This window comes from Microbacterium commune, assembly GCF_014836945.1.
Classification (GTDB): domain Bacteria; phylum Actinomycetota; class Actinomycetes; order Actinomycetales; family Microbacteriaceae; genus Microbacterium; species Microbacterium commune.
On sequence record NZ_JACSPX010000001.1, the window covers coordinates 1,707,977 to 1,732,129 of the forward strand.

Consider the following 24,153-nt stretch of genomic DNA (forward strand, 5'->3'; position numbering starts at 1 on the left):
TCCGGTATGAGTTTGTGCCGCCGTTGCGCGCCGCGAACGGCACGAACTCATACCGGAGCGAGGCAGCGGGTGGGGGTGTGGGGATGGCGACGGGAGGAGGACCACGCATGAGAACCGTCGAAGAGCAGCTCGAGATCGTGCTCGCACAGGTGCGGCAGCGCCCGCCCATCACCGTGCCGCTCGATGACGCGCACGGTCTGACCCTGGCATCCGACGCGCACGCGGCCTCCGCCGTGCCCGTCTTCGACAACTCCGCCATGGACGGCTTCGCCGTGCGCTGGGCGGATGTCGCGGACGCGACGCCCCAACATCCGGTCACGCTGCGCGTCGTCGCCGACATCCCCGCCGGCAGCGCGATCGACCCGGCGATCGCGCCCGGAGAGGCCGCGCGGATCATGACCGGCTCGCCGACGCCGACCGACGCCGACGCGATCGTGCCGTTCGAAGACACCGCCGGGGGCCTCGCCGACTCGCTCCAGACGGCGGTCGTGCAGCGCGCGCCCAGGGCGCAGAACGCGCACATCCGTCGCGCCGGTGCCGATATCAGCGCCGGTGCGGTCGTGCTCGGCGCGGGAACCCTGCTCGGTCCGTGGCAGCTGGCGGCTCTGGCATCCGCTGGCACCTCGCACGTCGAGGTCGCCCCCCGACCCCGGGTCGCGATCGTGTCGACCGGCTCCGAGCTCGTCGCACCTGGCACGCCGCTGCAGCGCGGACAGATCCCCGAGTCCAACGGCATCCTGCTCGCCGGGCTCGCCGCAGAGGCCGGCGCCGCGATCGTGCTGCGCCGCGTCGTCGACGACGAGGGCGACGGGCCCGCCGACGCTGTCGCCGAGGCGAGACGGCTCGGCGCCGACGCGATCATCTTCTCCGGCGGCGTCAGCGCCGGGGCCTACGAGGTCGTCAGACAGAGCCTCGGCGACGCCATGGAGTTCACGAAGATCGCCATGCAGCCCGGCAAGCCGCAGGGTTTCGGCGCCGCCGCCGACGGGATGCTGATGTTCGGCCTTCCCGGCAACCCCGTCAGCGCCGCAGTGTCGTTCGAGGTCTTCGTGCGCCCCGCCCTGCTGCGCATGCAGGCGCGCAGCGCCATCCACCGGCCCCGCAAGCACCTGGCCGCCGGCGTCGACTGGCGCACCCCGCCCGCGCGCCGACAGTACCTTCCCGCCGTGATCGACCGCACCGACCCGGCCCGCCCGGTCGTGCGCCCGGCGACCGCCGGCGGGTCGGGTTCGCACCTCAGCGTGGGGCTCGGCGCGGCCGAGGCCTATGCGATCGTCCCCGCCGAGACGGAGCAGGTCTCCGTCGGCGACCTCATCGAAGTCATGGAGCTGTGATGACCTTCACCCACCTGGATTCCGCCGGCCACGCCCGCATGGTCGACGTCACCGAGAAGCAGCCGACCGTCCGCGCCGCCACTGCCCGCGGGTTCGTGCGCTGCGCGCCCGAGACGGTCGCCCTGCTGCGCGACGGCTCGGTGCCCAAGGGCGACGTGCTGGCCGTGTCGCGCATCGCCGGCATTCAGGCGGCCAAGCGCACCCCCGAGCTGCTGCCCCTCGCGCACGTCATCGGCGTGCACGGCGCGGTGGTCGACCTCGACATCGAAGACGAGGGCGTCGCCATCGAGGCGACCGTGCGCACCGCCGACCGCACCGGCGTCGAGATGGAGGCGCTCACCGCCGTCTCGGTCGCCGCGCTGTCGGTGATCGACATGATCAAAGGCGTCGACAAGTCCGCATCGATCGAGCACCTGCGCATCACCGCGAAGGAGGGCGGTCGCAGCGGATCGTGGCGTCGGCCCGGCGAATGATCGCGTCGACCGTCGGCGCGATCCTGCTCGTCGGCGGACGCGCCACCCGGATGGGAGGCGGGGTCAAGCCGCTGCTGGAGGTGGGCGGTCGGACGCTGCTGTCTCGGGCGCTGGCCGCGGTGACGGATGCCGGATGCGCGCCGATCCTGGCGGTCGGCCCCGAGCTGGATCCTGACCCGCGGCTGCGGTGGGTGCGCGAGGATCCGCCGTTCTCGGGCCCGGCCGCGGCCATCGCCGCGGCGGTGGCCGCCCTCGAGCATCGAGCAGGCGACGGCGGCAGCGACGACGACGGCGGCGCGGAATGGATGCTCGTGCTCGCCGGCGACTTGCCGCACGCCGACCGGGTCGTGACGCGTCTGACGAGCGCGGCGAGCTCGGCCCCACCGCATGCCGATGCGGTCGTGCTCACCGCCGACGGGCATCCGCAATGGCTGGCCGGCGTGTACCGCACTCACGCCCTGCGCGCCTCGATCCGCGCGGCGACCGGCGAGCTCGCCGACTCGTCGTGCCGCGCCCTGCTCGGCCGTCTCGATATAACGTGGCTGGCAGACGAAGATGGGATCACCGCCGACATCGACACCCCGGCGGACCTGGCGCGCATGCGCGCGGCATTCGAGGAGGAGACCGTGAGCGAATCATCCCGCACCCTGCCCCCCGAGGCGCTCGACGAGTGGGCGCTCGCCCTGCGCGAGCGGTTCGACCTCGATGCCGAAGACGTGCCGATCGGTCTCATCCTCGACCTCGCACGCGACGTCGCCAATGGCGTCGCACGGCCCGCCGCCCCGTTCAGCGCCTTCGTCGCCGGGCTGGTCGCGGGTCGTGCCGGCGGCACGCCGGAACAGGTTCGTGAGGCCGTCGCCGCGGTGGTCGAGCTGGCCGGCGACTGGAAGGAGTCCTGAGATGACGACGACGCAGAGCGCCACGGTGCGCTTCTTCGCCGCGGCGCAGGAGGCGGTCGGTCAGGATTCGCTGACGACGGATGCCCCGACCCTGGGCGTGCTCAAGCAGCGGCTGCTCGCCGAGCATCCGGCGCTCACCGGCATCCTGTCGCGCTGCGCGGTGCTCGTCGACGGCGCCCGCGTCGACGACGATTTCGCGCTCGCCGACGCGCGAACCATCGACGTGCTCCCGCCGTTCGCCGGCGGGTGAGCCGGCGGGCGAGGCCGGGGGTGTGCCCCGGCGAGTCGAGGGCGAGCCGGCAGGTGTGCCGACGGGTGAGGCCGCGTTCGCGGTCAGCCGCCGATGCCCTTCCACGCGGTCGTGCCGTCGGCCTCGACCTGTCGCTTCCACACCGGCAGCTCGCGCTTGATCGCCTCGATCACCTCGCGGCACACGGTGAACGCCTCATCGCGGTGCGATGACGCCACCGCGATGACGACGGCCGCCTCGCCCACATCGAGTCGCCCTACCCGATGGCTGACGGCGACGACGGCATCCGTCCCCTCAGCGGCGACCTCGGCGATGCGGTGCAGCGTCGGCTCGGCATCCGGGTGGGAGGTGTACTCCAGCGCGACGACGGCGTCCGCGGCATCCGGATCGTGATCGCGCACCCGGCCCACGAAGGTCGTGACGGCACCGGCTGTGGTGCTGTCGACGGCGGTGATGTGCTCGTCGAGTGACAGCGGCTGATCTGAGATGCGCGCGAGGCGGACGGTCATCAGTGGTCCTCTCCGTGGAGTTGGCTGAGCACGTGCCCGGCGACCGAGAGCACGACGGGCATGCCCTCGGCGACGGCCTTCGGCGAGCCGGGCAGGTTGACGATCAGTGCGTCGCCGACGACCCCGGCGAGGCCGCGGGTCAGCATCGATGCGGGGGTGGCCGCTAGGCCGGCGCGGCGCAGCTCCTCGGCGATCCCCGGCAGATGCCGGTCGATCACGCGGGTGGTGCCCTCCGGCGTCTCGTCGCGCGGGCCGACGCCCGTGCCGCCGCTGGTGATGATGAGCCGGATGCCCGCATCGAGAAGCTCTCGCAGGGCATGCTCGACGGCATCCGCCCCGTCGGGGATCACGGTCGCGTCCGCGCAGGCGAACCCCGCGTCGCGCAGCGCGCGCACGGCGACCGGACCAGCGGAGTCGGCTCGCACCCCGGCCGCCGAGCGGTCGGAGACGGTGAGCACGGCGGCGGGGATCATGGCCTCCACACTATCCGCGCCACCCGTCTGCGGGTGGTTCGGGATTATTCACGGCCCTCGATCACCCGCCCGCGTGCCGGCTCTGGGAGCATGGGAGCATGACCACCACTGCGGTCTCGTACGGGCCCATCTCCAGCTACTCGCGCGTGCGCATCCTGCATCTCGTGCAGACGCGAGCCGAGCGGACGATCGACGAGCTGTGCGAGGCGACCGGTCTGCACGCGAACACCGTGCGCGAGCACCTGCAGCGGCTGATCGAGGGCGGCTACGTCATCCAGGCCGCCGAGCACCGCACCACGCGCGGGCGCCCGCGCACCCTGTACAGCGCGGCGACCGGGGCCCCCGAGGCGTCGAGCCCGATCGCGCGCGACAAGGTCGCGGAGGCTGCCCGCCGCGGCGACCTGATGCGACGCATCCTGTCGGAGCCGGACTCCGAGCTGGGCCGCGAGGCGACCTACCAGCTGGACGCGCTGGTCGAGCATCTCGAGGAGAGCGGCTTCGAGCCGATCGTCGACGAGGGTCGCATGACGGTCGATCTCACGCCGTGCCCCCACGCTGCGAGCTCGCCCGAGCACCGCCCGATGCTGTGCCAGGTGCACCTCGGGCTCATGCAGGGTGTGCTGACGCAGGCCGGCGGACCGGTCGCAGCGGAGTGCGTGCAGGTCGCGCGGCGGCCGGAGGAGTGCACGGTTCAGCTTCGGCTCACCGCCTGATCCGGTCTCCGGCGTCTGTGCGCCCGACGTGCTCGGTCAGCTGTACAGCGACTCGGTCGGCTCCATCACGATCCCGTGCGCCTCGAACGCCTGACGGCGCTCTTCGATGCGCCGGTGCATCTCCGCCTGCGCCTCGGCGACGAGGGCCGCCGGAAGCGGGACGGATGCCGGATGCGGGTCGGCGTTGCCTGCGGTCAGGTACGCGTCGAGCTCGGGGCCCGACGTCCACGAGCAGATCAGCGAGTAGCGCGGCTCGGGGCCCTGATGCCACACGGCGTGCCAGAAGCGCTGCGTGTCGACGACGATGCGGGAGCCGGCGTACAGCGGGAGGCGGATCTCGGTCGAGGGGTCGAAACGGTCCGAGCGCAGGATCAGCAGCGAATCGGGGTCGTCGGTGAGGTTGAGCCACGCACGTACGACCCACCCGGTGCCCTCGGTGTTGAGCCGGTTGTTGTCATCCTGGTGCAGGTTGTAGATCGCGTCGGCATACGTGTTCGGCTGCAGTTCGATCACCCGGCAGCGACCGACGTTCGCACCGGGCTCCAGCGCCCGCGCCTGAAGGGTCGGCGCCTTGGCGACCTGAGACGGGATCCATACGCCGTCCTTGTCGGCGCGCGGCGGGGTGTGGTTCCAGAATCCGTTGCACTCGATGTCACCGGCATGGCTGGCGAGTGGTGCGAAGCGGGTGATGCCGGACGAGCGCCAGCCGACGTACTCGAGGTCGCGCCACTCGGCGGGATCGGCCGACTGATCGTGGCGGTCGAGCACGACGTAGCCCGTCTCGCTCAGGGCAGGGGAGGTGAGGTATCCCATCGCGCGTCTCCGTTCCGGCATCCGCTCTCAGATCGATCCTATTGCGAACGGTCATCCGGCGACTCGGGGACGGCCGGGCAGCAGCGCCGTCGCAGCCGATTCGGGTGCGGGTAGTGTGTCGCCATGATGCTGCAGGATGCTCTGAGCGACTTCGCCGCCCCCCTCGCTCCCACCGAGAGCCTGCGCGAACAGATCGAGAACCAGCTGTCGGCGCGCATCGTCGCCGGGGAGATCCCGCCGGGACATGTGCTGACCGTGCCACGTCTGGCGACTGACTTCGGGGTCAGCGCCACTCCGGTTCGCGAGGCGATGCTCAATCTCACGCGCCGCGGTTTCCTCAATCCCATCCGCAACCGCGGATTCGCGGTGACCGAGGTCTCTCAGGATGAGCTCAACGAGCTGTGCGAGGTGCGGATGCTGCTCGAGGCGCCGCCCATGCGTCGCATCGCAGGCACACTCGACGACGGCGTGGTCGCTGAGCTGCGTGCGCTGGCCGACCGCATCGTCGAGGCGGGCCGAGCGGGGCTGTTCGCGGAGTTCCTGGCCGCGGACACCGCATTCCACCTGCGAGTCCTCGCGCAGGCGGGCAACCGCACACTGCTCGACGTGGTGCGAGAACTTCGTCAGCAGACGCGCCTGGTGGGGCTGGCGCATCTGGTGGAGACCGACGCGCTCGTGCCCACCGCCCTCGAACATGCGCAGCTGGTCGATCTGCTGGTCGCCGGCGACGGCGAGGGAGCGGAGGCGCTCATGCGCCGGCATATCGGTCACGTCGGAGGCGTGTGGAGCGGACGCGACGAGCGCTGATCGACTGTTCCACGCGTCGCCGGTCACAGATTGATCTCGGAGATTCCCTTCTGGCCACCTCAGCAGTAATGTGTCACGTACTATCCGATGGCACATGCAATGAGGCATCCAGGAGGACCATCACATGAACACCCGCAATCCGCGTCTGCGACGCACGCTGTCCCTCGTCGCCGCCCTAGGCGCGATCATCATCACCGCCGGCTGCTCGGGCGGCCTCGGCGCCGGCGACGACGGGGGCGGTGACTCCGACGGGCCCATCAAGCTCGGGATGCTGGCGCCGTTCTCGGGCAGCGAATCCGCTTTCGGGGATTACATGAAGAACGGCGCGCAGCTCGCGATCGACGAGATCAACGCCGACGGCGGCATCGACGACCGGAAGCTCGAACTGGTGGTGGAGGACGACGCCTGCGACGCCACTGCCTCGGTCGCGGCCGCGAACAAGCTCGTCACCAACGGCGTGGTCGCCTCGGTCGGCGGCTACTGCTCGGGAGCCACCCTTCCCACGCTGCCGATCTTCGACGAGGCCGGCATCCCCATGGTCATCCCGGCAGCCAACTCGAACGAGCTCGTCAAGCAGCAGCTGCCCGGCGTATTCCTCATCAACGGCACCGGCACCCAGCAGGCCAAGGCCGCGGTGACGTACGCCGAGAAGATCGGCGCGAAGACCGTCGCGGCGATCGACGATGCAACGGCGTACTCCACCGACCTCGCCAGTTCGTTCGTGCAGCAGGCGAAGGATGCCGGCCTCACCGTCTCGTTCGAGGCGACCGTCACCCCGGGCGAGAACGACTACTCGGCCGTGGCCACTCAGCTCGCCTCGGCGAAGCCCGACCTCGTCTACTGGACCGGGTACTACCAGGAGGGCGGCCTGATCGTCCGCCAGGCCACCGACGCCGGCTATGAGGGCGCGTTCCTGGTGGGCGACGGCTCGGTCGACGCGAAGTTCGCCGAGATCGCCGGCAAGGGCTACACCGAGAACGTGGTCGGCACCTTCACCCAGACTCCCGACATGATCCAGGGTGCTGACAAGTGGATCGCCGACTACGAGAAGCTGGCCGGGGGCAAGCCCGGCCCGTACTCCACCCAGTCGTACGATGCCGTGCGCGTGGTCGCCGAGGCGATCGACGAAGCCGACAGCACTGACTTCGACAAGGTCGTCGCGGCGCTCGAGGGGCTGAAGGACTTCAAGACCTTCGCGGGCCCGTTGACGTTCACCAAGGATCACACCCTCTCGGGCGGCGGCTTCGTGATCGTGGGCATCGATCCCGCGAGCGGCAGCTTCGTGCTCGAGGACGATCTCCAGGGATGAGATCGGCAGAGCGGGGCGGTGCGAGCCGCCCCGCTCGGCGGCACCGACCCGCTCCCACCCGGCATCCGACCGGGACGCTTCCTTCCGCCCCTGACGAGCAAGGACATCCGCAGTGATGCAACTCATCTGGAACGGCCTCATCGTCGGCTCGTTCTACGCCCTCGTCGCGCTCGGCTACAGCATGGTCTACGGGATCATCAAGCTGCTGAACTTCGCGCACGGCGATATCTACATGCTCGGCGCATTCGCCGGCTTCGCGACCATGTCGGCATTCGGGATCTCGAACGAGTCGTCCATCCCGCTGCTGCTGGTCATCATGCTGCTGTCGATGGTGACCACCGGTCTCATCGGCGTCGGCATCGAGCGCATCGCCTACCGTCCGCTGCGCAAGAGCCCGCGCCTGGCCGTGCTGATCACGGCCATCGGCGTCTCGTTCACACTCGAGTACGCCGTGCGCCAGATCTTCGGCCCCAACCCCGAGGCCTTCCCGGTGCGGCTGGAGTCCTCGGGCTTCGAGTTCGCGGGCATGCGGATCACGGCCGCGCAGATCGTGCTCGTGGTGATCGCGGCGGCGCTGATGCTCGTGCTCGCGCACATCGTCGAGCGCACCCGGCAGGGACGCGCGATGCGCGCGATCGCCCTCGACCCGCAGGGTGCGCAGCTGATGGGCATCAACGTCAACCGCGTGATCGCCACGGTCTTCTTCATCGGCTCGGCACTCGCCGGGGCGGCGGGCGTGATGGCCGGCGCCTACTACGGCTCCATCGACTTCTTGATGGGGTTCATCATCGGCCTGAAGGCGTTCACCGCGGCCGTCATCGGCGGCATCGGCAACCTCTACGGCGCCATGCTCGGCGGCCTGCTGCTCGGGCTGCTCGAGTCGTTCGGCTCGGCCTGGTTCGGCGGCGAATGGCGCGACGTCTTCTCGTTCGCCTTCCTCATCCTTTTCCTCACCTTCAAACCGACCGGGCTGCTCGGCGCCCGCGTCGTCGAGAGGATGTGACATGTCCCGCTCCGCATTCAGAGACGACGCCGCACTGCGCGCCCCGTCGCCGCTGTTCGACCGCCCGGCTACGCCGGCCGGCATCCTCTCGTCCAACACCGGCTTCCTGCGCGCGCTCGGCACGATCAGCGTCGTGCTGCTGCTCGTGCTGCCGTTCCTCGACGCGTCGCGGTACACGATGTCGATCGCGACGAGCGCGCTGATCTACATCATGCTGTGCATGGGGCTCAACGTCGTCGTCGGCTATGCCGGACTGCTCGACCTGGGCTACATCGCCTTCTTCGCCGTCGGCGCCTACACCTCCGGCATCTTCACGACGGTGCTCGGCTGGCCGATGTGGGCGGCCCTGCCGGCCACGGTTCTGGCGTGCATCATCGCCGGCATCATCATCGGCGCGCCCACCCTGCGCCTGCGCAGCGACTACCTCGCCATCGTCACGCTCGGCTTCGGCGAGATCATCCGCATCACGGCGAACAACCTCGACATCACCGGCGGGCCCTCGGGCATCCACGGCATCCCCACCTGGCACTTCGGCGACTGGAGCTTCGCCGACGGCTTCACCCTGTTCGGACTGGAGTTCCCGCAGCGCGTGGTGTTCTACTACTTCGTGGCCGCCGTGGTCGTGCTCGTGGGCGTGATCGGTGCCGGGCGCCTCGCCCGCGGGCGGCTGGGCAGGGCGTGGAAGGCCGTGCGCGACGATGAGGATGCCGCTGAGGCGATGGGCATCAACACCTACATCGCGAAGATCATGGCGTACATCATCGGCGCGGTCTGGGCCGGTCTCGCCGGGCAGCTCATGGCGACGCACCTATCGGCGATCAGCCCGAACAGCTTCATGTTCCTGTACTCGGCGCTCATCCTCATGGCCGTCGTGCTCGGCGGCATGGGCTCGACGCCCGGTGTGATCATCGGCGCGCTGTTCGTCTCGCTCGCCCCCGAGCTGCTGCGCGACTTCGCGGAATGGCGCTTCCTCATCTTCGGTGTGCTGCTGGTGGTGGTCATGCTGTTCCGCCCCTCCGGGCTGTGGCCGGCGACCGCGGTGCTGCCCTGGTTGAAGAAGCGCAGGCCGGTGCCGCCGGCGACCGCAGGGTTCATGGCGGTGCCGCCGACCGCCAACGAGGACCTCGAGACCGTGGAAGGCGAGGAGAGCCGATGAGCGCGCTGCTGGAGGTCAAGGACCTGCGCCTGCAGTTCGGCGGCGTGAAGGCCGTCGACGGGCTGAGCTTCTCGGTCGAGGCGGGGGAGATCCTCGCGGTGATCGGGCCCAACGGCGCCGGCAAGACCAGTGCGTTCAACTGCATCTCGGCGTTCTACCTGCCCACATCCGGATCCGTGGTCTTCGACGGCAACGACATCGTGCGCGAAGCGCCCGGGATCTTCCGCACCCTGCGCCTGGTCGACCTGCTGCAGAGCTTCGGCTTCTACCGCGTGCTGCCCTCGCGCGTGACGAAGTGGGGCATGGCGCGCACGTTCCAGAACCTGCGCCTGTTCCGCGAGCTCAGCGTGCTCGACAACATCAAGACGGCGATGCACGCCAACCTGCGCGAGGGGTTCTGGGCGACCCTGCTGCACACCCCCGGGTACCGGCGCGCCGAGCAGGAGTGCGCCGAGCAGGCGCGCGGATGGCTCGACTTCGTCGGCTTCACCGGCGACGAGAACCTCTACGTCACCCAGCTGCCCTACGGCGAGCAGCGCCGCGTCGAGATCGCCCGCGCGCTCGCCACCGGGCCGAAGCTGCTGCTGCTGGACGAGCCGGCAGCCGGGCTGAACTTCAACGAGAAGCAGGGGCTGATGCAGCTCATCCGCCGCATCCGCGACCTCGGCATCGCCGTCGTGCTCATCGAGCACGACATGGGCCTGATCATGGAGCTGGCCGAGCGCATCGTGGTGCTCAACTACGGCAAGGAGATCGCGGTGGGCACACCCGAGCAGATCAAGCACGATCCCGTGGTAATCGAGGCCTACCTCGGCGTCGAGGACGAGGCGCTCGACGAGACGAAGCTGCAGACCGGCACGGTGAACCTGTCGTCGCTCGACACCCCCGGCCGGACCCGGAAGGGAAAGCGGTCGTGAGCACGCTGAAGGTCGACGAGGCCGACGTCTACTACGGTCGTGTGCACGCCCTGCGCGGCCTGAGCTTCGAGGTTCAGGACGGCGAGATCGTGTGCCTGCTCGGCAACAACGGCGCCGGCAAGTCGACGACGATGAACATGCTCTCCGGGCTCGTGCGCCCGAAGTCGGGCACGGTGCGCTGGGGTGACATGGACCTCGCCACCGCGAAGCCGTGGGACATCGTCGCAGCCGGGCTCATCCACGTGCCGGAAGGCCGGCGCATCTTCTCGACGATGACCGTGCACGAGAACCTGCTGCTGGGCGGGTACACCGTGCGCGACGCGAAGCTCATCGCCCAGCGCGTCGATCAGGTGTACGCGCTGATGCCGCGCCTCGCCGAGCGGCGCCGCCAGCAGGGCGGCACGCTCTCGGGCGGCGAGCAGCAGATGGTCGCGATCGGACGCGCGATCATCGGCGGACCCAAGCTGCTGCTGCTCGACGAGCCGTCGATGGGACTCGCCCCGCTGGTGGTCAAGCAGGTCATGGAGACGATCCAGGCGGTGAACGCCCAGGGCACCACGGTGCTGCTGGTCGAGCAGAACGCCCGCGCGGCGCTGAAGATCGCCGACCGCGCGTACGTCGTCGAGAGCGGGCAGACCACCCTGTCGGGTCCGGCCGCGGAACTTGCGGCGGACGCCCGGGTGATCGACGCCTATCTCGGGGGCTGATAAGCATTGTGAGCATGTGACATTGCACTAAGCTGGTCGAGGAGGTGTGATCGATGCGGATCATCGTGATCGGAGCCGGCGCGGTTGGCGCCGCCTGCGCGCTGAGCCTGACCGAGGCCGGCGCCGAGGTGACGGTGCTCGACCGCACCGGGGTAGCCGGTGAGACTTCGAGTCGCTGCGAGGGCAACATCCTCGTCTCCGACAAGCAGCCGGGAGCCGAAGCGGTCATGGCCGTCGAGGCGAACCGCGCGTGGCGCGAGCTCGCGGCCCGTCTCGACGCGGAGCGCGTGCCCGGGCAGCCGGCCACCGAGTTCGAGGCGAAGGGCGGGATCGTCGTCGCCTTCGCCGAGGGCGCCCAGGCGCTGAAGGCCTTCGCTGCGGCGCAGCGCGAGGTGGGCATCCGGGCCGACGTGCTCGATGCCGCGGCGCTGCGCGCCGCCGAGCCGCACCTCGCCCCCGAGATCGCCGTCGGCGTGCACTACCCCGACGACGCCCAGGTGCAGCCGAGCCTGGCCACCCAGGCGATGCTCGCCCGCGCCCGTCACCTCGGGGCGCAACTGCAGATCACCGAGGTCACCGGGGCCGTCGTCGAGGCCGGGCGGGTGCGGGGTGTGCGCACCTCGACCGGCCGCATCGATGCGGATGCCGTGGTGAACTGCGCGGGTCCGTGGGCCGGTGAGATCGCCACGCTGTTCGGCGCCGCCCTCGACATCCGCCCGCGTCGCGGCACGATCCTGGTGACCACCGCGATGACACAGCGTGTGTTCCACAAGGTGTACGACGCCGACTATGTGGGCGCCGTCGGGTCTGCGGATGCCGCGCTGCAGACGTCGACCGTGGTCGAATCCACCCCCGCCGGCACGGTGCTGATCGGCTCGAGCCGCGAGCGCGTCGGATTCTCGGAGGACGGCCTGCTCGCGCCGCTCGCCGAGATCGCCGCGAAGGCGAGCCGGCTGTTCCCCTTCCTGCGCGACACCATGCTGCTGCGCACCTACTTCGGCTTCCGCCCGTACGCACCCGACCACCTGCCCGCAATCGGTGCCGACGCACGCGTGCAGGGACTGTTCCACGCGGCCGGTCACGAGGGCGCCGGCATCGGCCTGGCGCCCACGACCGGGGCGCTCATCGCGCACGCCGTGCTCGGCGTCCCGGCGCCCTTGGACCCGACGCCCTTCCTGCCCTCGCGGCTCACCCTGCAGGGAGCAGCCGCGTGAGCGCCCGAGTGCGGTGCGGGAGGGTCGCGGCATGAGCATCCGCATCGAACTCGACGGCGAAACGCTCGAAGGACGCGACGGCCAGAGCATCGCAGGCGTGCTGCTTGCGCACGGGCACCGCACCTGGCGCACCGCCGAGGGCGGCGAACGCGGCATCTTCTGCGGCATCGGCGTCTGCCAGGACTGCGTGCTCACCGTCAACGGCGTCGAGGGCGTCCGCGCCTGTCAGCGCACCGCCTGCGACGGCGACGTGATCGAGAGGGAGATTCGCGCATGAATGCCAGCGCACCCCGGGTGATGGTCATCGGTGCCGGTCCTGCCGGTCTGGCAGCAGCGGCCGCCGCCGCGGATGCCGGCGCCGACGTGGTGATCGTCGACGAGGGCGAGCGCGTGGGCGGCCAGTTCTGGCGTCATCATCCCACCCTCACCGACCAGCGCCTCCAGCACCAACGCCGTCGCTTCACCGATCTGCGTGATCGCCTGCGCGATGTTCGGGTGATCTCGTCGGCGAGCGTGTGGCGCGTCGAGGCGGGCCCGCCGCTGCGCGCGCACGTGCTGATCGGCCCCGCCGACGCGGCGGACCGACGCGCGGAGACCATCGAGGCTGATGCGGTCATCGTCGCCACCGGCGCGCACGATCGCGTCCTGCCCGTGCCGGGGTGGACGCTTCCCGGCGTCACCTCCGCCGGCGCCGCACAGGCGCTGGCCAAGCGCGACGGGCTCGCACCCGGCGTGCGCACCGTGGTCGCCGGCGCCGGTCCGTTCCTGCTGCCGGTCGCGCAGAGCGTGGCACTGATGGGCGGGCAGGTCGCCGAGGTCGTCGAGGCGACCTCGACCGGCCGGATGCTGCGCGGCTGGGGCGCTCGTGCATGGGAGCTCACCGCCGCCACCGCCAAGGCCGGAGAGCTCGGCTCGTATCTTGTCTCGCTGGCGCGGCACCGCACGCCGTACCGCTTCGGCAGCGCGGTCACCCGCATCCATGGGGGCGCCGCGGTGGAGGCTGTCACCGTGCAGCGGATCGACGCGGACTGGCATCCGATCGCGGGGACCGAGCGGACCGTCGAGTGCGACTCGGTCGCCCTCGGACACGGATTCACCCCGCGGCTCGAGGCGGCGATCCAGTTCGGCTGTGAGATCGGCGCCGACCGCTTCGTGCGCGTCGGCGACGACCAGGGCACCAGCGTCGCCGGCGTCTACGCCGCGGGTGAGATCACCGGGATCGGCGGTGCAGATGCCGCGCTCGCCGAGGGCGAGATCGCCGGTCTGGCCGCCGCGGGAGTGCCTGAAACGGACCGCCGCTGGAGGGCTCCGCTGGCCGCCCGGCGACGGATGCGCGCGTTCGCCGCGCGCCTGGACGTGCACCGCATCGGCCGGGGGTGGCCGACATGGCTCGAGGACGACACGATCATCTGTCGCTGCGAGAGTGTGCCCAAGGCGCGGATCGACGAGTATTCGTCCGCCTCGTCGCGCGCCATGCGCCTGTCCACCCGCGCCGGACTGGGCGCCTGCCAGGGCCGCACCTGCGGTCGCAGCGTGGAGGATGTGCTGGGGACGCGCTTCGACATCGATCGACGTCCCGTGCTGTCGTCGGTGCGGATCGGCGAGCTCGCCGCGCTCGCCGACACGACGACCACAATCACAGGAGGTATCTGATGCGCGCGCGTCGAACGATCCAGGCCGTGGACTCGCACACCGAGGGGATGCCGACACGCGTCGTCACCGGCGGGGTGGGACGCATCCCCGGCGCGACGATGAACGACCGCCGCCTGTACGCGATGGAGCACCTCGACGGGCTGCGCGGCTTCCTCATGAATGAGCCGCGCGGTCACGCCGCCATGTCCGGTGTGCTGCTGCAGCCGCCGGCGCGGGACGACGCCGACTGGGGCATCGTGTTCATCGAGGCATCCGGGTTCCTGCCGATGTGCGGCCACGGCACCATCGGGGCGGCGACGGTGCTTGTCGAGACGGGCATGGTCGAGGTCACCGAGCCGGTCACCGAGATCCGCCTCGACGTCCCCGCCGGCCTGGTCATCGCGCGGGTGCGCGTGGAGGACGGCCGGGCCGTCGACGTCACGATCGAGAACGTGCCGAGCTTCGTCGACCGCCTCGACGAGCGCATCGACGTGCCGGGCATCGGCGAGATCAGCTACTCGGTCGCGTTCGGCGGCAACTACTACGCGCTCGTCGACCTCGAGCAGATGGCGCTGCCCTTCGACCGCGCCCGGCAGGACGACATCCTCGCGGCTGGACTCGCGATCATGGATGCCATCAACACCCAGGCCCCGCCCGTGCATCCGGTGCTGCGCGGCGCCGACCACGTGCACCACGTCGAGTTCATCGCCCCCGGCTCGGATGCCGTGCGATCCCGCCATGCGATGGCGATTCACCCGGGCTGGTTCGACCGCTCACCCTGTGGCACCGGCACCAGCGCCCGCATGGCCGAGCTGCACGCGAGAGGCGAGCTCGACCTGAACGTGCCGTTCGTGAACGAGTCGTTCATCGGCACCGAGTTCACCGGCACGCTGGTGGCCGAGACGCGCGTGGGAGACCGCCCCGCGGTGGTGCCCACCATCACCGGACGCGCATGGGTGACCGGACTCGGGCAGTACCTGCTCGATCCCGACGACCCGTTCCCCGAGGGGTTCGTGTTCTGACCGCAGCGCGGACACCGCAGACAGACATCGAAACGAGGAGAGCACAGTGACAGAGAACCCCATCGACGCCGTCGCCGCCGCCGCGGCCGCCGCCGCCCGCCCGTTCGCCCGCACCAGCCCCCGCGAGCGCGGTGCGGCCCTGGTCGCGGTCGCCGAGGCGCTCGAGGCCGCAGCGCCCGAACTCATCGAGATCGCGATGCGCGAGACCGGCCTCACCGAGGCGCGGCTGGCCGGTGAACTGCGGCGTACCGCCTGGCAGCTGCGGCTGTTCGCCGACACGATCGTCGAAGGCGGATACCTCGACGTGCGCATCGACGCCGCCGACCCCGAGTACGTCATCGGTCCGCGCCCGGATCTGCGCCGGATGCTCGAGCCGGTCGGCCCCGTGCTCAACTTCGCCGCCTCGAACTTCCCGTTCGCGTTCTCGGTCGCGGGCGGCGACTCGGCCGCCGGACTCGCGGCGGGATGCCCCGTGGTGGTGAAGGCGCATTCCGGGCATCCGGAGCTGTCGCGGCGCACCGCCGAGATCGTCGCCGCGGCCCTCGAGGGCGCGGGGATGCCCGAGGGGACCTTCCAGCTGATCAGCGGGCAGGAGAACGGCGTCGCCCTGCTGAAAGACGAGCGCATCCGTGCCGGGGCGTTCACCGGTTCGACGCACGTCGGCCGGATGCTGGCCGACATCGCGGCATCCCGACCCGTGCCGATCCCGTTCTTCGGCGAGCTGGGCAGCGTGAACCCGGTCTATGCGACGTACGCCGACTCCGAGCTGCTCGAGGCATTCGTCACCTCGGTGTCGGGCTCGGCCGGCCAGCTGTGCACCAAGCCCGGGTTCTTGTTCGTGCCGGAGGGGGCCGACCTCAGCGCGGTGACCGATGCCGCGGGCTCCGTCGACGAGCACCGGCTGCTCAACCCCGGCATCGGACGCGCCTTCTCGCAGCGCCGCGACGACGTGCTGGGCGCCGACGGGGTCACCGTGCTGGCACGGGGCGAGGTGCGCACGGACGACGCGGGGCAGGCCTACGCGACCCCGACCGTGGTGACCGTCGACGTCGACACCCTGATGGGCAACCGCGACGCGCTGCTCGAGGAGTCGTTCGGGCCGCTCTCGGTGATCGTGCAGTACCGCGACCGTGATGCGCTGCCGCAGCTGCACGTCGAGCTGTTCCCCGGCAACCTCACCTCGACCGTGCACGCCCGCCCGGACGAGCTCGCCGACGGATCCCTCGCCCCGCTCGTCGACGCGCTCGCGCAGACCAGCGGACGCGTGCTGTTCGGCGGCTGGCCCACCGGCGTCTCGGTCACTCCGGCGATGCAGCACGGCGGCCCGTACCCGGCGACCACGACGGATGCCACGAGCGTCGGCACCGCCGCGATCACCCGCTTCCTGCGCGGCGTGGCCTACCAGGGCGCCCCGCAGGAGCTGCTGCCCGCGCCGCTGCGCGACGACAACCCGTGGAACGTGCCGCAGCAGCGCAGCGAGGCCGGTCGCTCGCACGAGTGGGGATCGTTCGCCCGCTGACCCGCCGGCGGGTCTCGCCTGTCAGCTGAGACCCGCCTTACGCCGAGACCCCCACGTGTGCGCAGGCGCACGCGGGGGTCTCGGCCTTGGTGGGGGTGTCGCTGAACCGTGGCTGTCGTCGGCTGCGTGGTCAGACGCGGACGCCGGAGCGGATGACGCCGAGGCGTGCGTCCTCGCGCCACAGCGTCGAGAGGTCGGCGAGCGGGTCGGATGCCAGCAGCACGGCGTCCCCGTACGCGCCCGGTCGCAGGTGTCCCAGCGCGGCATCCCCGATCAGCTCGGCGTTCACGACGGTCATCGACTGCAGGGTCCGCGCGGCGCCGCTGGCCTCGACCTGCAGACGCACCCCGGCGAGCTGGTCGTCTTCCAGGTCACCCATCAGGTCGCTGCCGAAGCCGACCCGCACGCCGGCGGCGTGGGCGAGCCGTACGGCATCCTGCCCCTTCGTGAGCACCTCGGCGTTCTTCGCGAGGGAGACGGCGTTCAGCCCGATCTCGGCGCCGCGGCGGTCCATCGCGTCGTACGCGGCCAGGGTGGGCACGAGGAAAGCGCCCGCCTCGGCCATCATCACGGCAGTCGCCTCATCGATGAGGTTGCCGTGCTCGATCGAGCGGATGCCGGCGCGCACGGCATGCTGCACGGCCTCCGACGAGTACGCGTGCGCGGCGACGTAGCTGCCCCGGCGGGTCGCCTCCTCGACAACGGCGCGCAGCTCTTCGGGCGAGTACTGCGGGATCCGGATCGGGTCGGTCAGCGAGAACACCCCGCCAGAGGCCATCACCTTGATCGCGTGCGCGCCGGTGCGCAGCCGCTCGCGTACGGCGACGCGCAGGTCGTCGACGCCGTCGACGACCTCGCACATGTGCCCGTGCGAGAAGCACACGTCCACGTGCGCGGCGCGCGGATCGCCGTGCCCGCCGGTCTGACTGAGGGCGGGGCCGGTGAAGTGGTACCGCGGAGACGGGAACAGTCCGGCATCGATCGCCTGAGCGAGCCCGATGTCGCCGCCCGCGACGTCGCGCACCGTGGTGAAGCCCCGCTGCAGCGCCCGCGCGAGCCGGCGCGCGCCGTTGAGTGCGGCATAGCTGAGCGGGCCCCGCTCGTTCTCGAAGCCGTCCATGCTCGTGGCGTAGGCGTGGAAGTGCGCATCGATGAGTCCGGGGACGACCCAGAGGTCAGCCGCGTCGAGCGTCTGGGCGCGGGGATGCGGGTGCTCGCACACCCTGCCCTCGGCGATGTGCAGGTCGCGGCGCTCGAAGCGCTCGCCGTCCCAGACCTGGGCGCCGGAGATCGTCAGGGGTGCTGCGGGTGCGGACATGCTCATGTCTCCTCGGTTCTCTCGGTCAGCGCAGGCTGAAGCCGTCGGCGACGGGGTCGTTCTCGTCGAGTTCGAACGTGCAGGTGCCGACCCGGTGCGCCATGCCGCGGACTTCGGGGATGACCCCCTCTGTCGTGCGCTCGGCGACGCGCGCGAGGAAGCGGGTGCCGATGATCGAGTCGTGGGTGAGCGTCTCGTCATCGGCCAGCGCTCCGCTCGCCGCGAGCAGCGCCACTCGCGCCGCAGTGCCCGAGCCGCACGGGCTGCGGTCGACCTCGCCGTCGGCGAACACGGTCACGTTGCGCTGGTGGGGACCCGCGTCGGTGCGCCCGAGATCGTCGAACAGGATGGTGCCGTAGACCCCCGAAAGACGGTCGTCCTCGAGCTGCGCGGCCGGATGCTCGTTGAGCGCCCACTTGATCTCGCGGCCGATCGCGATGAGATCGGTGGTGTGCTGCGGGGTGACCTCGAGCCCGACGGCCGAGGCGGGCAGCGTCGCGTAGACCGCGCCGCCGAAGACGAGGTCTACCTCGACGTCGCCGCGTGAGGTGCGCAGCGGGATGCCGCGGGCGAGCACCCGGGATTCGACGTTGCGGAAGACGATCTCGTCGATGCGCCCTGCGCTCTGGCGCACCAGCGCCTGCACGCGTCCGCTGGGAACGTCGATCGTCACCGCCGTCTCGCCGTCGGGGTCGGACGGGACTCGGCCGGTGCGCACCGCCCAGGCGCCGAGGGCGATCGTGCCGTGCCCGCACGCCGTCGAGAACCCGTCCTTGTGCCAGAACAGCACGCCGAAGTCCGCGCCGGCGTCGTCGGGAGGGGTGATGAACCCGCCGTACATGTCGTCGTGGCCGCGCGGCTCGAGGCAGAGGAACCGCCGGATGGCGTCCGCTTCACCGCTGATCGCCTCGACGCGGCGCTCGGCGACCGTGTCGCCGTGCGTGGGCGCGCCCTCGACGATGCGGAACGGCTCGCCCGCGGTGTGCCAGTCCTCGGTGCTCCACTGCATGCGTTCTCCTTCGATGCTCGGGTGGTTCCGCGGTCCGGCGCTCAGACGGCCAGTCGGGCGACGGCGAGATCCTGCCAACCCATGCCGCAGGTCTTGACGATCCGCGGGCGGTCGGTCGCGGCGGGGGTCGCGCCGGTGAACAGCTCGTGCATGGTCACGACGTCCTCGAGGCGCAGCATCCCGGCCTCGACCGCGACGATCACGTCACCGGCTTCAGATGCCGCGACCCGGCGGCTCTCCACCACGACCTGCGATCGGCCGACGAGCGCGGGGTCGAGTTCGGTGCGGTCGGGCTCGTGCGAGCCGATCGCGACGATCGTCGCGTCGTCGCGCACCGATTCGGAGGGGAACAGGGGAGCGGATGCCGTGGTCGCGCAGACGATGAGGTCGGCGGCCGCGATGTCGTCGAAGGTGCCTGCGCGCATGTCGGCGTCGGGCGCGTAGCAGCGGGAGACCTCGACGGCGGATGCCGTGCGTCCGGCATCCCGCCCGATGATGCGCACCGAGCGCAGCGGGCGAATCGCCGCGAACGCCTCGACGTGACGGACCGACTGCGGACCGGTGCCGATGACGACGAGATCGCCGGCGCTCTGGTCGGCGAGCACGTCCGCGCAGGCAGCGGAGACCGCGGGGGTGCGCAGGCTCGTCAGCGCGGTGCCGTCGAGGATGGCAGTAGGGGCGAGGGTCTGGCCGTCGACGAGGATGTAGACGCCCTGGATGCGTTCGAGACCGCGCGCCGGGTTGCCCGGTGCGACCGTGGCGAACTTCTGCCCCACGGCGCCGCCCGCGGCAGCGGGCATGAGCAGCAGCTGTCCGTTGGGGACGTCGAGGATCTGACGCGTGAGGTCGTGCTCGGGGTCGAAACCGTCTCGCAGCGTGCTCTGAACGGCCGCGATGGCGGCGGACATGCTCACCCGCTCGGCGAGCAGCTGCGCGTTGACCAGGGCGAGATCGGCGATGACGTCGGGCATGCTCCCAATCTAGGATCAAAACAGTAATATGTCACGCGCTATCACCGCGTTCGCTGGTGCTCGTCTCGATTGGCGAAGCGGGGGAGGGATGTCGTAAGCTGGACGACGGTGACGTGTCCGAGCGGCCGAAGGTGCAACTCTCGAAAAGTTGTGTAGGGTAACCCCCTACCGTGGGTTCAAATCCCACCGTCACCGCCATGAAAACCCCCGAGAAATCGGGGGTTTTCCCGTATCCGACAGCGGCGTGCGACCAGACGGTGCGCGTTTCGCCGACCGGTCACTTCCCCCGCGCGTCCGCGCGCTCCGCGTCGGAGTTCGGCGTCCAGCCGAACCAGCCGTCCTCTGCGGGGATCACGCTCCAGTCGCCGCAGGCGAAGACCGTTTTCGCCGCGTAAGGGTCCGGTGCGTCGTCGAGAGTCCACACCGGTGCCGAGCGTCGCTCCACATCCGCGCAGTCGCCGGCGAGAGGGGATTCACCGGTGAGCAGGATGACCACGTCATCGGACTTCTCCGACGTCGAGGTGCGCACGGTGATGTCGGTGGCATCCGCGGGGAGCCACGGCGCGTCGACCTCGGCCTCCGCACGGAACGCGGCGAGGTCGTCGAAGGTGTGCGTGGACTGCTGGTGGACGAGCTCCTCGTACACCGCGCATCCGGTCAGGGAGAACCCCGCTGCGGCGATCAAAGCGGAAGTGGCGAGGACTGTGCGTGCGTTCATGCTTCTAGCCTCGCCGCAGCGGATCCGCGCCGCGTCGTGCGTGCGAGGTATCCGCGTACGTCGCACGGATGATCCGCCACGCGGCGAGCGGCGTCAGCTGCCTGCTTCGGGCCGTCCCGCCCACCAGCCGATCACGTGGCCGATGTGCTGGTGCATGAGGCGCTCCGCGCGCTCGCCCTCGCCTGCCGCGAGCAGGTCCAGCAGCTCGTGGTGCTCGGCTGCCGAGCGCGACAGCTGCTCGGTCGCCAGCAGGCCGGCAAGGCCCGGCAGGCGGGTCTCCTTGCGCAGCTGCGAGATGAGCGCGGCCAGGCGCGGGTTGCCGCTATGCACGTTGATGGCCTCGTGGAAGGCGCGATCGGCTTCGAGGTACGTGGTGAGGTCGCCGCTGGAGGCGCCCTCGACGATGGCATCCGCCGTCGCGCGCAGCTTCTCGATGGCATCCGCCGGGATCTGTCCCGCGAGCTCGCGCATCACCGGCGGCTCGAGCAGTCGCCGCACCGCGACGATGTTCGCCACCTCGTCATCGCGCACTTCGGTGACGCGGAATCCCTTGTTGCGCACCGCCTCGACGAAGCCGAGCTTCTCGAGGTTCAGCATCGCTTCGCGCACCGGCGTGGCCGAGACGTTGAATCGGGCGGCGAGCGCGGGCGCCGAGAAGAGCTCGCCGGGGGCCATCTCTCCGGCGCGGATCGCCGCCTCGAGCGCCACCTCCACGCGCTCACGCAGATTCATCACCGGCTGCAGGGGAGTGACGACGGAGGGGAGTGTCATGAACGACCACCGATCAAGAAGCGTAGGCAGTGCCATGCGGCATGGCACTGCCTACGAAACTATCGGATGCCGTGGATGCGCGGCGACAGCACGCCGCCCGCGCATCCACGGCGTGGATCACTTGCCGTAGCCCTTGGCGGCGGCTTCTTCGGTGTCGGCGACGATGCGGTCGGCGACGTCCTTCGGAAGGGGCAGGCGCGGCGGGCGGCAGGGGCCGCCGTACAGGCCGAGCACGTCCATCGAGAGCTTGATGGACTCGACGAACTCCGTCTTGGTGTCCCAGCGCAGCAGCTTGTGCAGGTCGCGGTAGATCACCTTGGCGCGCTCGAGGTCGCGCACGTCTCCCGAGGTCGACAGGCGGAACAGCTCGACGGTGGCCTGCGGGATGGCGTTGGGGTAGCCGGCCACCCAGCCGACGGCTCCCGCGATGCCGACCTCGAGAACGCTGTCGTCGGTGCCGATCAGGATGTCGATGTCGGGAGCGAGCTCCTTGATCTCGTAGATGCGCCGGGGGTCGCCGGTGAACTCCTTCACGCCCACCATGTGGCCGGCCTCGTGGATCTCGGCGATCAGGTCGGGCACGAGGTCGACCTTGGTGTCGATGGGGTTGTTGTAGCCCACGATGGGCAGGCCCACCGCTGCGACGGTGGCGTAGTGGTGCTTCACCTGCTCACGGTTCGCCCGATACGTGTTCGGAGGCAGCAGCATGACGCAGTCCGCGCCGGCCTTCGCGGCCTGCTCGGCCCAGTGCGCCGACTGCAGCGCACCGTAGGCGCCGACGCCCGCCATCACCGAGAAGCCCTCGGGGGCGGCGTCAACGGCGACCTCGATCACCTTCGCGCGCTCCTGCTCGCTGAGGTTCTGGTATTCACCCAGCGAGCCGTTCGGCGCAATCCCGTCGCAACCGTTCTCGGCGAGGAAGCGCACGTGATCGGCGAAACGGTCGTAGTCGACCGAGAGGTCGTCCTTGAACGGCAGGGCGGATGCGACGATCACGCCATGCCAGGGAGCCTTCTGAGACATCTTTGTTCCTTTCCAGCTTTCGCGGCGCTGAAGCCGTTGGTCATATGTAACATATTACAGTACGGAGGCCATCCAGTGCTCCAACCCTGCGGAATCGATCGGCAGCGCGTCGCTGAGCACCTCGATCCCGCTGTCGGTCACGACGACGTCGTCCTCGATGCGCACGCCGATACCCCGCAGCTCCGGCGGCACGGTCTCATCCCACGCGTGGAAGTACAGACCCGGCTCGACCGTGAGCGCCATGCCCGGCTGCATGCTCGCCTCGAAGTACTGCGCGTACGATGACGCCCCGCAGTCGTGCACGTCGAGTCCGAGGTGGTGTCCGACGCCGCACACGATGTAGCGGCGGTGGTGCTGACCATTCGCCGCGAGCGCTTCGTCGACCGAGACCGGCAGCAGCCCCCAGTCGGAGAGACCCTGTGCGAGCACCTCCATGCACGCGATGTGGAAGTCCCGCCAGTCGCGACCGGGTGCTACCGCGGCGAGGCCGGCGCGGTGCGAGCGCTCGACCAGGTCGTGCACCTCGCGCTGCGCCGTGGTGAAGCGTCCGCTCGCCGGGAGCGTTCGCGTCACATCGGCGGTGTATCCACTGCGGTTCTCCACTCCCATGTCCAGCAGCAGCAGCGCTTCGGGATCGACCGGGCTGTCGGCGCGCACCCAGTGCAGGATGGGCGCATTCGCTCCCGAGCCGACGATGCTCGCGTACCCGGGTGCCTGGCCGACCGTGCGGGCGTGCCGGTCGAAGGTCCCCTGCAGCCAGCGCTCGCCGCCGTGCTGCACGGCGTGGGGGATCTCTCGGCGCACCTGGGCGAATCCCTCGACGGTGTGCTGCACGGCCGCGCGCAGCTCGGCGAGCTCCCACGCGTCCTTCTGCATTCGCAGCGCGGAGAGCGTCTGGGCGAGCTCGGCTGAGCGTGCCCGGGCGCCCAGCTGCCGACCGGGCACGGCGCCCACGACCGCACTGCCCGCGATGAGCGCGTCGTCGGGCACAGCGAGCTCGTCCAGTTCGCGTACGCGCACGTCCAGGGCGTCGGCCAGCTCAGCGGTGCCGGCGAGCGGACCGACCCAGAGCTCGCCGTGGGTGGGGTCGGCATGGAAGGCGGCGGCGCCGGGACGCGCGGGCGGGATGATGTACAGCGTCGCGTCATGTCCTCCGGCACGGGGGGTGAGCACGAGCACCCCGTCCTCCACACCGAAGCCCACCAGCCAGAGGAAGTCGCTGTGTGCGCGGAAGTCGAAGAAGAAGTCGTTCAGTCGCGCGTGTGCGCGCCCCGCGGCGACGACGAGGGTGCGACCCGGAAGGGCGGTCGAGAGGCGCTCGCGGTGACGGGCGGCCGCCTGCGCGGCGCCGGGCTCCACCCGCGGCGTGCGGTCGGCATCACCCCAACCGGTTCTCATCCAGTCGGTGAAACCCGAGGCGGCCGCGAGTGACGGCATCCGTGGATCCTGCGAGTCGGAGCGGGCGTTCGGGATGCCGCTCTCCCAGTCGACGACGTGCACCTCGGCGCCGTAGCCGGTGGGCTGGTGGTGGTGATTGCTCATGCTGTCTCCAGAGGGTCGTCGGGCGGGGAACAGGTGCGGATGGCGCACCCG

Annotated in this window: 26 protein-coding genes and 1 tRNA gene; 17 read left to right on the top strand and 10 right to left on the bottom strand. The window is 70.7% G+C overall.

Features of this window, described 5'->3' with window-relative positions; all coding sequences use genetic code 11:
- Positions 1–107: 107 nt before the first annotated feature.
- Genes H9633_RS07830 through H9633_RS07845 form a run of 4 tightly spaced genes read left to right on the top strand, consistent with a single transcriptional unit; the run spans position 108 to position 2,956 of the window.
- A complete protein-coding gene (locus H9633_RS07830) occupies positions 108–1,334 on the top strand; it encodes a molybdopterin molybdotransferase MoeA (protein ID WP_191712703.1) in 1,227 nt (408 codons plus the stop codon).
- Entirely contained in the window at positions 1,334–1,807 is a 474-nt protein-coding gene (gene moaC, locus H9633_RS07835; RefSeq protein WP_071641715.1) for a cyclic pyranopterin monophosphate synthase MoaC, read from the top strand. The genes H9633_RS07830 and moaC overlap by 1 nt, the downstream gene beginning before the upstream one ends.
- Positions 1,804–2,706 (top strand): NTP transferase domain-containing protein, encoded by a 903-nt coding sequence (locus H9633_RS07840; protein WP_191712704.1) that lies wholly within the window; start codon positions 1,804–1,806, stop codon positions 2,704–2,706. Before moaC ends, H9633_RS07840 begins: the two co-directional genes overlap by 4 nt.
- A gap of 1 nt (position 2,707) precedes the next feature.
- Complete coding sequence (locus H9633_RS07845) at positions 2,708–2,956, top strand: MoaD/ThiS family protein (protein ID WP_191712705.1); 249 nt, start codon at positions 2,708–2,710, stop codon at positions 2,954–2,956.
- An 83-nt stretch (positions 2,957–3,039) separates the two neighbouring features.
- On the opposite strand, the gene H9633_RS07850 is transcribed toward H9633_RS07845, so the two are convergent.
- Both H9633_RS07850 and H9633_RS07855 read right to left on the bottom strand, forming a co-directional pair.
- Positions 3,040–3,468, bottom strand: a complete 429-nt coding sequence (locus tag H9633_RS07850; RefSeq protein ID WP_191712979.1) for a molybdenum cofactor biosynthesis protein MoaE — start codon at positions 3,466–3,468, stop codon at positions 3,040–3,042.
- Complete coding sequence (locus H9633_RS07855) at positions 3,465–3,938, bottom strand: MogA/MoaB family molybdenum cofactor biosynthesis protein (RefSeq protein ID WP_071641707.1); 474 nt, start codon at positions 3,936–3,938, stop codon at positions 3,465–3,467. The genes H9633_RS07850 and H9633_RS07855 overlap by 4 nt, the downstream gene beginning before the upstream one ends.
- A gap of 98 nt (positions 3,939–4,036) precedes the next feature.
- On the opposite strand from H9633_RS07855, the gene H9633_RS07860 reads away from it, so the two are divergent.
- Positions 4,037–4,651: a helix-turn-helix transcriptional regulator gene (locus H9633_RS07860; protein ID WP_191712706.1), complete on the top strand. Its 615-nt coding sequence runs from the start codon at positions 4,037–4,039 to the stop codon at positions 4,649–4,651.
- 36 nt (positions 4,652–4,687) lie between these two features.
- Here H9633_RS07860 and H9633_RS07865 read toward each other — a convergent pair whose 3' ends face one another.
- Complete coding sequence (locus tag H9633_RS07865) at positions 4,688–5,464, bottom strand: hypothetical protein (RefSeq protein ID WP_191712707.1); 777 nt, start codon at positions 5,462–5,464, stop codon at positions 4,688–4,690.
- A gap of 123 nt (positions 5,465–5,587) precedes the next feature.
- On the opposite strand from H9633_RS07865, the gene H9633_RS07870 reads away from it, so the two are divergent.
- The 11 genes from H9633_RS07870 (at position 5,588) to H9633_RS07920 (ending at position 16,750) form a co-directional block, all read left to right on the top strand.
- The gene (locus tag H9633_RS07870) at positions 5,588–6,271 is read left to right on the top strand and encodes a GntR family transcriptional regulator (RefSeq protein WP_225211063.1); all 684 of its coding nucleotides are present in this window, start codon (positions 5,588–5,590) and stop codon (positions 6,269–6,271) included.
- 124 nt (positions 6,272–6,395) lie between these two features.
- Positions 6,396–7,580: a branched-chain amino acid ABC transporter substrate-binding protein gene (locus H9633_RS07875; protein WP_191712708.1), complete on the top strand. Its 1,185-nt coding sequence runs from the start codon at positions 6,396–6,398 to the stop codon at positions 7,578–7,580.
- A gap of 115 nt (positions 7,581–7,695) precedes the next feature.
- Positions 7,696–8,583: a branched-chain amino acid ABC transporter permease gene (locus H9633_RS07880; protein WP_191712981.1), complete on the top strand. Its 888-nt coding sequence runs from the start codon at positions 7,696–7,698 to the stop codon at positions 8,581–8,583.
- A 1-nt stretch (position 8,584) separates the two neighbouring features.
- Complete coding sequence (locus H9633_RS07885) at positions 8,585–9,739, top strand: branched-chain amino acid ABC transporter permease (RefSeq protein ID WP_191712709.1); 1,155 nt, start codon at positions 8,585–8,587, stop codon at positions 9,737–9,739.
- Positions 9,736–10,656: an ABC transporter ATP-binding protein gene (locus H9633_RS07890; RefSeq protein WP_191712710.1), complete on the top strand. Its 921-nt coding sequence runs from the start codon at positions 9,736–9,738 to the stop codon at positions 10,654–10,656. The genes H9633_RS07885 and H9633_RS07890 overlap by 4 nt, the downstream gene beginning before the upstream one ends.
- The gene (locus tag H9633_RS07895) at positions 10,653–11,363 is read left to right on the top strand and encodes an ABC transporter ATP-binding protein (protein WP_191712711.1); all 711 of its coding nucleotides are present in this window, start codon (positions 10,653–10,655) and stop codon (positions 11,361–11,363) included. Before H9633_RS07890 ends, H9633_RS07895 begins: the two co-directional genes overlap by 4 nt.
- A gap of 53 nt (positions 11,364–11,416) precedes the next feature.
- A complete protein-coding gene (locus H9633_RS07900; RefSeq protein ID WP_191712712.1) occupies positions 11,417–12,577 on the top strand; it encodes an NAD(P)/FAD-dependent oxidoreductase in 1,161 nt (386 codons plus the stop codon).
- A gap of 31 nt (positions 12,578–12,608) precedes the next feature.
- Complete coding sequence (locus H9633_RS07905) at positions 12,609–12,854, top strand: (2Fe-2S)-binding protein (RefSeq protein ID WP_191712713.1); 246 nt, start codon at positions 12,609–12,611, stop codon at positions 12,852–12,854.
- The gene (locus H9633_RS07910; protein ID WP_191712714.1) at positions 12,851–14,230 is read left to right on the top strand and encodes an FAD-dependent oxidoreductase; all 1,380 of its coding nucleotides are present in this window, start codon (positions 12,851–12,853) and stop codon (positions 14,228–14,230) included. The genes H9633_RS07905 and H9633_RS07910 overlap by 4 nt, the downstream gene beginning before the upstream one ends.
- On the top strand, positions 14,230–15,231 hold the full coding sequence (locus tag H9633_RS07915) for a proline racemase family protein (RefSeq protein ID WP_191712715.1): 1,002 nt from the start codon (positions 14,230–14,232) through the stop codon (positions 15,229–15,231). The genes H9633_RS07910 and H9633_RS07915 overlap by 1 nt, the downstream gene beginning before the upstream one ends.
- Before the next feature lie 46 nt (positions 15,232–15,277).
- The gene (locus tag H9633_RS07920; RefSeq protein ID WP_191712716.1) at positions 15,278–16,750 is read left to right on the top strand and encodes an aldehyde dehydrogenase (NADP(+)); all 1,473 of its coding nucleotides are present in this window, start codon (positions 15,278–15,280) and stop codon (positions 16,748–16,750) included.
- Positions 16,751–16,880: 130 nt separating this feature from the next.
- Here the strand turns inward: H9633_RS07920 and H9633_RS07925 are convergent, their stop codons facing one another.
- From H9633_RS07925 to H9633_RS07935, 3 genes are read right to left on the bottom strand one after another with little or no spacing between them, the layout of a single operon-like run.
- Positions 16,881–18,068, bottom strand: coding sequence for a metal-dependent hydrolase family protein (locus H9633_RS07925; protein WP_191712717.1), 1,188 nt, complete (start codon positions 18,066–18,068; stop codon positions 16,881–16,883).
- Positions 18,069–18,093: 25 nt separating this feature from the next.
- The gene (locus H9633_RS07930) at positions 18,094–19,077 is read right to left on the bottom strand and encodes a proline racemase family protein (protein WP_191712718.1); all 984 of its coding nucleotides are present in this window, start codon (positions 19,075–19,077) and stop codon (positions 18,094–18,096) included.
- A gap of 41 nt (positions 19,078–19,118) precedes the next feature.
- Positions 19,119–20,048, bottom strand: coding sequence for an ornithine cyclodeaminase family protein (locus tag H9633_RS07935; protein WP_191712719.1), 930 nt, complete (start codon positions 20,046–20,048; stop codon positions 19,119–19,121).
- Between the two features lie 107 nt (positions 20,049–20,155).
- On the opposite strand from H9633_RS07935, the gene H9633_RS07940 reads away from it, so the two are divergent.
- Positions 20,156–20,246 (top strand) — tRNA-Ser (locus tag H9633_RS07940).
- A 79-nt stretch (positions 20,247–20,325) separates the two neighbouring features.
- Here the strand turns inward: H9633_RS07940 and H9633_RS07945 are convergent.
- The 4 genes from H9633_RS07945 to H9633_RS07960 all read right to left on the bottom strand — a co-directional run bounded on the left by H9633_RS07945 (position 20,326) and on the right by H9633_RS07960 (position 24,102).
- Complete coding sequence (locus tag H9633_RS07945; protein WP_191712720.1) at positions 20,326–20,766, bottom strand: hypothetical protein; 441 nt, start codon at positions 20,764–20,766, stop codon at positions 20,326–20,328.
- Positions 20,767–20,859: 93 nt separating this feature from the next.
- Entirely contained in the window at positions 20,860–21,537 is a 678-nt protein-coding gene (locus H9633_RS07950) for a GntR family transcriptional regulator (RefSeq protein WP_191712721.1), read from the bottom strand.
- A 117-nt stretch (positions 21,538–21,654) separates the two neighbouring features.
- The gene (locus tag H9633_RS07955; protein ID WP_071641672.1) at positions 21,655–22,560 is read right to left on the bottom strand and encodes a dihydrodipicolinate synthase family protein; all 906 of its coding nucleotides are present in this window, start codon (positions 22,558–22,560) and stop codon (positions 21,655–21,657) included.
- A 54-nt stretch (positions 22,561–22,614) separates the two neighbouring features.
- Positions 22,615–24,102 (bottom strand): aminopeptidase P family protein, encoded by a 1,488-nt coding sequence (locus tag H9633_RS07960; protein ID WP_225211064.1) that lies wholly within the window; start codon positions 24,100–24,102, stop codon positions 22,615–22,617.
- Positions 24,103–24,153: the final 51 nt, after the last annotated feature.